This window comes from Pinisolibacter aquiterrae (genome assembly GCF_019160155.1).
Lineage (GTDB): Bacteria > Pseudomonadota > Alphaproteobacteria > Rhizobiales > Ancalomicrobiaceae > Pinisolibacter > Pinisolibacter aquiterrae.
Genome location: NZ_JAFNIH010000003.1, coordinates 90,203 through 96,527, shown reverse-complemented (window position 1 = coordinate 96,527; position 6,325 = coordinate 90,203). Strand labels below are relative to the sequence as shown.

The 6,325-nt window shown below is 68.9% G+C and carries 10 protein-coding genes; 7 read left to right on the top strand and 3 right to left on the bottom strand.

Annotated elements, in window-relative coordinates:
* Window positions 1-131, bottom strand: a 131-nt coding sequence (locus J3S89_RS01020; RefSeq protein ID WP_217925612.1) for an FAD-binding protein, incomplete at its 3' end; no start/stop codon positions are given.
* Window positions 132-458: 327 nt separating this feature from the next.
* On the opposite strand from J3S89_RS01020, the gene J3S89_RS01015 reads away from it, so the two are divergent.
* Window positions 459-1,412 (top strand): uracil-DNA glycosylase, encoded by a 954-nt coding sequence (locus J3S89_RS01015; protein ID WP_217925598.1) that lies wholly within the window; start codon window positions 459-461, stop codon window positions 1,410-1,412.
* Window positions 1,413-1,564: 152 nt separating this feature from the next.
* On the opposite strand, the gene J3S89_RS01010 is transcribed toward J3S89_RS01015, so the two are convergent.
* Entirely contained in the window at window positions 1,565-1,981 is a 417-nt protein-coding gene (locus J3S89_RS01010) for a hypothetical protein (RefSeq protein WP_217925597.1), read from the bottom strand.
* Window positions 1,982-2,261: 280 nt separating this feature from the next.
* On the opposite strand from J3S89_RS01010, the gene J3S89_RS01005 reads away from it, so the two are divergent.
* From J3S89_RS01005 to J3S89_RS00985, 5 genes are all read left to right on the top strand, one after another.
* Entirely contained in the window at window positions 2,262-2,528 is a 267-nt protein-coding gene (locus J3S89_RS01005) for a hypothetical protein (protein WP_217925596.1), read from the top strand.
* Between the two features lie 215 nt (window positions 2,529-2,743).
* A complete protein-coding gene (locus tag J3S89_RS01000) occupies window positions 2,744-2,929 on the top strand; it encodes a hypothetical protein (protein ID WP_217925595.1) in 186 nt (61 codons plus the stop codon).
* A gap of 160 nt (window positions 2,930-3,089) precedes the next feature.
* Complete coding sequence (locus J3S89_RS00995; RefSeq protein WP_238482031.1) at window positions 3,090-4,028, top strand: glycine--tRNA ligase subunit alpha; 939 nt, start codon at window positions 3,090-3,092, stop codon at window positions 4,026-4,028.
* A gap of 175 nt (window positions 4,029-4,203) precedes the next feature.
* Window positions 4,204-4,623: a DoxX family protein gene (locus J3S89_RS00990; RefSeq protein ID WP_217925594.1), complete on the top strand. Its 420-nt coding sequence runs from the start codon at window positions 4,204-4,206 to the stop codon at window positions 4,621-4,623.
* Window positions 4,624-4,726: 103 nt separating this feature from the next.
* The gene (locus J3S89_RS00985) at window positions 4,727-4,966 is read left to right on the top strand and encodes a CDGSH iron-sulfur domain-containing protein (protein ID WP_217925593.1); all 240 of its coding nucleotides are present in this window, start codon (window positions 4,727-4,729) and stop codon (window positions 4,964-4,966) included.
* Window positions 4,967-5,000: 34 nt separating this feature from the next.
* Here the strand turns inward: J3S89_RS00985 and J3S89_RS00980 are convergent, their stop codons facing one another.
* A complete protein-coding gene (locus tag J3S89_RS00980; RefSeq protein ID WP_217925610.1) occupies window positions 5,001-5,408 on the bottom strand; it encodes a winged helix-turn-helix transcriptional regulator in 408 nt (135 codons plus the stop codon).
* 165 nt (window positions 5,409-5,573) lie between these two features.
* Between J3S89_RS00980 and J3S89_RS00975 the strand changes: the two genes are divergently transcribed.
* Window positions 5,574-6,245 (top strand): NAD(P)-dependent oxidoreductase, encoded by a 672-nt coding sequence (locus J3S89_RS00975; protein WP_217925592.1) that lies wholly within the window; start codon window positions 5,574-5,576, stop codon window positions 6,243-6,245.
* The last annotated feature ends 80 nt before the right edge of the window (window positions 6,246-6,325 follow it).

The window sequence follows — 6,325 nt, the reverse complement described above, 5'->3', positions numbered from 1 at the left end:
AGCTCCTGCCCGGTCTCGGCGGCGATCTCCTTGAGGCGGATCGCCGCGGAGAGACCCGCAGGGCCGGCACCCACGATCACCACGTCGAATTCCATGCTGTCCCGCTCGGGAAGCTCGGCCGCCTCGCTCATGCCCACGGACTCCTCGTCTCTTCGACCGGCGCGCGCCGGCTCGCATCATTCCGCCGGCGTGGCCGGCTCCCGTCGTTCATCCGGCCGAGGCCGGTTCGTCGCATCGCCCGCGCGGCGTCGACCCGAGGTCGGATCGCCGGGCGGGCCCCATGTCTCGTCGTCTCCCCCCGGAACGGCGGAGCGCGACCAGCGCCCTCGTCGTTCCCCCATGCCCCGGTATCGCCAGACGGCGGTTCCTCGGGCTATGATCATGAAGACCACTAGACGCTTTCAAACCTTCCGCCAAGGTGGCAGAAAGTGTCGTATAGGGAATGATGTCGCACCCTCATGCAAGCCTCCGATCTCACCTCGCTTCTCGACTGGTACGCGGCGGTCGGCGTCGACGTCGCGCTCGGTGACGATCCGGTCGACCGATTCCTGGAATCGGTGCGCGAATCGGAGGCCCGTCAGGCGCGCGCCGAGGCCCGGCCGGCGCCGATGGGAGGTGCCGCCGCGCCTTCACGCCCCGGCGTCGGCGAGCGCGACGCCCCTCCCTTCGAGGGCGGATTTCGACGCACGCCCGCCACGGATGCACCCCAGGCGCCGCCGCGCGAACCGCCGCCGGAGCGTCGCCGTTTCGAGGCGCCGCCGCAGCCGGTGGCGCGACCGAGCCTCGGCGCGGCCGTGCCCGGCGATGCCGGCGTCGTCGCGGCGCGCGAGGCGGCCGCCTCCGCCGCGACGCTCGACGAGTTGCGTGCGGCGCTCGAACGGTTCGAGGGCTGCAATCTGCGTCTCACCGCCCGTCGATTGGTCTTCGCCGACGGCGCTCCCGGCGCGCGAGTGATGTTCGTCGGCGAGGCGCCGGGCCGCGAGGAGGACGAGACCGGGGTGCCCTTCGTCGGGCGCTCGGGCCACCTTCTCGACCGCATGCTCGCCGGGATCGGTCTGGCGCGGTCGGACGTCTACATCGCCAACGTCGTGCCCTGGCGTCCGCCCGGCAATCGCACGCCGACGCCGCAGGAGACCGAGATCTGCAAGCCCTTCGTCGCCCGCCAGATCGAACTGGTCGCGCCGGAGGTGCTGGTCTTTCTCGGCGGGGCCGCCGCCGCCGCGCTGACCGGGGCGACCCAGGGCATCATGCGCCTGCGCGGCCGTTGGCTGACCCAGGAGACCGCGATCGGCGCGCTGCGGGCGATGCCGACGCTCCACCCCGCCTATCTCTTGCGGCAGCCGATCCACAAACGTCTGGCCTGGCGTGACTTCCTGGAGATCCGCAAGGCGCTCGACACCGCCGGGCGCTGACGACGGCGCGGGCCGCGCCTCGGTGACGATCCGTTCCACGAACGACCAGGGCCGGGGATCTCTCCCCGGCCCTGGTCGTTTCATCGAGGCATCGTCCGCCGGGCGGGCGTCACCGAAGGGACGCGAGCCCGTCGTGCCGCGCGGGAGGGCGATCACTTGTCGCCGTCACCACCGCCGCCGTCACCACCGCCGCCGTGCATCGAGCCGCCACCGCCGTGACCGCCCATGCCGCCGCCGCCGTGGCCACCCATGCCACCGCCGTGGCCACCCATGCCACCGCCGTTACCGTGACCGGGACCACCACCTTGGTGCGGACCCTGGCCGTGGTGACCGTGATGGCCGTGTTGCGACTCGGAGGAGGTGGGCGCCGCGCTCGTGAGGCCGTTGCTGGCGCCGTCGCCGCCCAGCCCTCCGAAGGTGACGGGCAGAACCGTGCAGACTTGGCCGACCCCGCAGTTCCCGGTCGTCCCGTACAACACGAGATCACTTCCGGCGAAGGCGGTGCCACCACCCAGGACGAGCGTCAGTACGAACGCCATCCCGGACACTTTTTGAAGGGTGTTGAACATGGCAACCTCCTTCGGCCTCGGCCCTTCGAGACTCGTAGGGTCTTCTGTGAGGCACGGTATCCATATAAGAAATCTCTCATTTGAATTCAATCATACTTTAGAAATAGACCGGAAATGAAACCGGCGCCGCGCCGCTCCAGTCGTCATGGAATTTCTGTCGCCCACGTAAGGGGAATTGCTCAAATTGCAAGGAATTTCTAGACACGATCGTCACGGTTGGTCTTGCATCATCGGTGCCGGAACAGGGGCGAGGAGAGGATCGGGCTGGAGCAAGACGTCCATGACCATCAATTCCGTCGGATCGTCGTTCGACTACATCCCTCCGGTCCGCGCCGCACGTGAGACCGCAGCCACCGCGCGCGCCGCGGAGGCCTCCGAATCCTCCGCCGGCAAGCGTGACGACTGGCCGCCGCGTCTGGCCTCCGAGAAGGCCCAGGAGGCGCGGCGCAGCACCATCTACGGCCGTCTCGTCGCCGCCCAGGAAGAGGCCGCCTCCAAACCGAGGATCTCCTCGCAGGATGCCGCCCGGGCCTATTCCGGCCGCTGACGCCCCATCTCGCGGCCCGATCGCCTCGGCCGCCGCGAGCCTCGATCCGCCCACCGTCGTCGATCGCCCGCCCGTGAGCGAGGGCGGACCGTCGCGCGCGGACCCCTCGCCCGAATCGGCTCCGGCCGATCGTCGGGTTTTCGGCGTTTCGCCGCCGCGCTTCCGCCGCCTTGTGCCCCCAGGCTCCGGGTCGGACAGGATCGAGGAGATCGCCCGTGCCGACCGTAATCGCCTCAGCCGCCGTGATCGTCGCTCTCGGCCTCGCCTGGCGCTTCGCGCAGCGCTCCTCGGAACCGACCGGAGCGGCGGGAAACCGCCGCGCGCCGACCGAGATCGCCGACGCGGTGCCGCTGGTTCGCGACGCCGACGGGACCTATCGGCCCGCCGCCGACGAGGAATGACCCTGAGCTCGAGAGAAACCGACGGTTCGCTTCGCCGCCCTCGTGCGGGGCCTGCGAGGGCGCGTCGCCCGTCGGCGCCGGTCTGCGCCGCGACGGTTGACGCGGGCACCCGGCGATGGCTAGGGTCCGGCTCGATTTTCTCGCCTTCGGACACGCCGTCATGATCGATCCCACGATGCCCTCCCACATGCGTCCCGATCGCTCCTTCCAGGGGCTGATCCTGACGCTCCAGCGCTTCTGGGCCGATTACGGCTGTGTCGTGCTCCAGCCCTACGACATGGAGGTCGGCGCCGGCACCTTCCATCCGGCGACGACGCTGCGCGCCCTCGGGCCGAAGCCCTGGCGCGCTGCCTATGTCCAGCCCTCGCGCCGTCCCAAGGACGGCCGCTACGGCGAGAACCCCAACCGTCTCCAGCACTATTACCAGTTCCAGGTGATCCTGAAGCCGTCGCCGGCCGACCTCCAGGATCTCTATCTGAAGAGCCTCGCGGCGATCGGCGTCGATACCGCCACCCACGACGTCCGCTTCGTCGAGGACGATTGGGAGAGCCCGACGCTCGGCGCCTGGGGCCTCGGCTGGGAATGCTGGTGCGACGGCATGGAGGTGAGCCAGTTCACCTACTTCCAGCAGGTCGCCGGTTTCGAGTGCTCGCCGGTCTCCGGTGAGCTGACCTACGGTCTCGAGCGCCTCGCCATGTACGTCCAGGGCGTCGACAACGTCTACGACCTCAACTTCAACGGCCGCGAAGGTCACGAGAAGGTCACCTACGGCGACGTCTTCCTCCAGGCCGAGCGCGAATATTCGCGTCACAACTTCGAGCATGCCGACGTCGACATGCTGTTCGAGCAGTTCCGCATGGCCGAGGCCGCCGCCAAGACCTACATCGAGGCCGGCTGGGAGACCCCGGAGGAGAAGCGCCATCTGATGGCGCTGCCCGCCTACGACCAGTGCATCAAGGCGAGCCACGTCTTCAATCTGCTCGACGCGCGCGGTGTGATCTCGGTCACCGAGCGCCAGAGCTACATCCTGCGCGTCCGCGAAATCGCCAAGGCCTGCGGCAAGGCCTGGCTCGCGACGGAGGCCGGCGGCGCGGCGTGAGCCGACCGCTCCCGGCGAGATCTTCGACGGCGCCCTTTCGCGAGGAAGGGCGCCGTCTTCGTTTGCGATCGTCGCCGTCTCTCGAACGGAATGTTTGATATTTCAATGGAATACAGATCAAGGTGAAGGCGCGCAATCGGGCGCATCTCTTCTCTCGACAACGAGGAGAGCAGCCATGTCCTACGATTTTTCCAAACTCGATCCCCGTAACGGCGACAACATCATCCGCATCGCCGCCGGTCTCTTCATGTTCCCGCACGTGATCGGAAAGATCACCGGCTATGAGGCGACACTTGGTTTCTTCACCAAGGCGGGGTTCTATCCGCCGTCCTTCTTCCTGGTGCTGGCCGGCGTGCTGGAGGCGGTATCGGGTCTGCTTCTCGTCTTCGGCCTGTGGACCCGTTACGCCGCGCCGATCGCCGCCGGCGCGCTCTTCGTCGCGGCCATCGCCCTGTGGGAGGTCGGCGGCTTCAAATGGGTGTGGAACAAGGGTGGGTTCGAATATCCGATCTTCTGGGGCCTGATCTGCCTCGCCATCACCGTCAAGGAATGGATGCCCCGCCTCGGGCGCCGCTTCGGCCTCGTCGCCGCCTGATCCCGCCGAGGACGGATCCACGCTTCGATCGCGACAGCCTTATGAGATGCCGCTAATCTTCCTCCCGAAGGGCCGCCAGACGCCCCTCGGGAGGAGATCGTCCATGAGTGAAGTCGTCGTCGCGCAGAAGGGTCCGTTCGTCGTCGCGGTGAAGAGTGGCGAGACCTATTGGTGGTGCGCCTGCGGGCGGTCCAAGAGCCAGCCCTTCTGCGACGGCAGCCACGAGGGCACCGGCTTCGAGCCGGTCGAGTGGATCGCCACCGCCGATCGCAACGTCCCCTTCTGCGGCTGCAAGCACACCGCGAAGCCGACGATGTGCGACGGCTCTCACAAGCACCTCTGAACGTCGGCACGTCGACGCGATCGCTACCCTCGCCTCAGGGCGAGGATCGGTCCGTCTCGCCCGCGTCGTAGCGCCGCCGCTCCGAGGTGATCCGATCGCGATGGGTCACCGCCCAGTCGGCGAGCGCCCCGATCGGACCGGCCAGCGACGCCCCGAGCTCGGTCAGCGCATATTCGACCTGCGGCGGATTGGTCGGAAAGACCGTGCGCGTCACCAGCCCGTCGCGCTCCAGGCTGCGCAGGGTCACCGTCAGCATCCGTTGCGAGATCGCCCCGACCGCCCGTTTCAGGGCGTTGAAGCGCATCGCGCCGTCGCCGAGCCTCAGGATCACCAACACGCTCCAGGCGTCGCCCAGTCGGTCGAGCACGTCGCGCACCGGGCAGAGCACGCGCGGATCGGCGATCGGCCCGGTGACGCCGGCGACGATCCGCACCTCGCGCATGCTGCGTTCGCCGCTGGCCGGCGGCGTGGCGGTTCCTTCCGAGTGCCTTGCGTTCACGAACGTGCGTCCTTCTCGAGGTGGTCACCTCATGGCATCTGGTTACGGATCGTAACCACCCCGGAAGCCTAATCCCCCCGCCGGCTCCGGGCAACGGGAGATATGCCCATGAAGATCGCTCTGATCGGCGCCACCGGCTATGTCGGCGCCGCCGTCCTCGACGAAGCCCTCGCCCGCGGCCATGCCGTCACCGCGCTCGCCCGCACTCCGGAAAAGCTCGCGCCGCGCCCCGGTCTCACCGTGGTGAAGGCCGACGTCTATGACGCCGCCGCCGTCACCGCCGCCGTGACGGGCGCCGACGCCGTGATCTCCGCCTTCAATCCCGGCTGGACCGACCCGGAAATCCACGCGAACTTCCTGAAGGGAGCGAAGGCGATCGACGCCGGGGTCGCGGCCTCGGGCGTGAAGCGCCTCCTGGTGGTCGGCGGCGCCGGCAGCCTCTATGTCGCGCCCGGCGTCCAGTTGATCGACACCGAGCATTTCCCGAAGGACTATTACGCCGGGGCCGACGCCGCCCGCAAACTGCTCGCCGCCTATCTCGCCGGCGAGGTCGGCGCCGGGCTCGACTGGACCTTCCTGTCGCCGCCGGCGATGTTCAGCCCGGTCGGCCCGCTCGCCCATGCCCCGCGCACCGGCACATATCGCGTCGGCGCCGAGGCTCCGCTGATGGACGGCGCCACCCCGGCCGGCATCTCCGAGGCGGACCTCGCGGTCGCGATCGTCGACGAGATCGAGCGGCCGGCGCATGTGAAAAAGCGCTTCACCGTCGCCTCGGCGTGAGCGCGGACGTTCCGACGAGGGGGAAGGCCGGTTCGCGCCGGCCTTTCTCGTCTTTGCGGCTGGACAGGCTTCGTCCCCGA

What these genes read in the sequence shown, in the direction of transcription:
- J3S89_RS00980 (WP_217925610.1), bottom strand. Translation starts at nt 5,408, where the DNA reads ATGCGCGAGGTGCGGATCGTCGCCGGCGTCACCGGGCCGATCGCCGAT.
- J3S89_RS00990 (WP_217925594.1), top strand. Translation starts at nt 4,204, where the DNA reads ATGTCCTACGATTTTTCCAAACTCGATCCCCGTAACGGCGACAACATC.
- J3S89_RS00995 (WP_238482031.1), top strand. Translation starts at nt 3,090, where the DNA reads ATGATCGATCCCACGATGCCCTCCCACATGCGTCCCGATCGCTCCTTC.
- J3S89_RS00985 (WP_217925593.1), top strand. Translation starts at nt 4,727, where the DNA reads ATGAGTGAAGTCGTCGTCGCGCAGAAGGGTCCGTTCGTCGTCGCGGTG.
- J3S89_RS01015 (WP_217925598.1), top strand. Translation starts at nt 459, where the DNA reads ATGCAAGCCTCCGATCTCACCTCGCTTCTCGACTGGTACGCGGCGGTC.
- J3S89_RS01010 (WP_217925597.1), bottom strand. Translation starts at nt 1,981, where the DNA reads ATGTTCAACACCCTTCAAAAAGTGTCCGGGATGGCGTTCGTACTGACG.
- J3S89_RS00975 (WP_217925592.1), top strand. Translation starts at nt 5,574, where the DNA reads ATGAAGATCGCTCTGATCGGCGCCACCGGCTATGTCGGCGCCGCCGTC.
- J3S89_RS01005 (WP_217925596.1), top strand. Translation starts at nt 2,262, where the DNA reads ATGACCATCAATTCCGTCGGATCGTCGTTCGACTACATCCCTCCGGTC.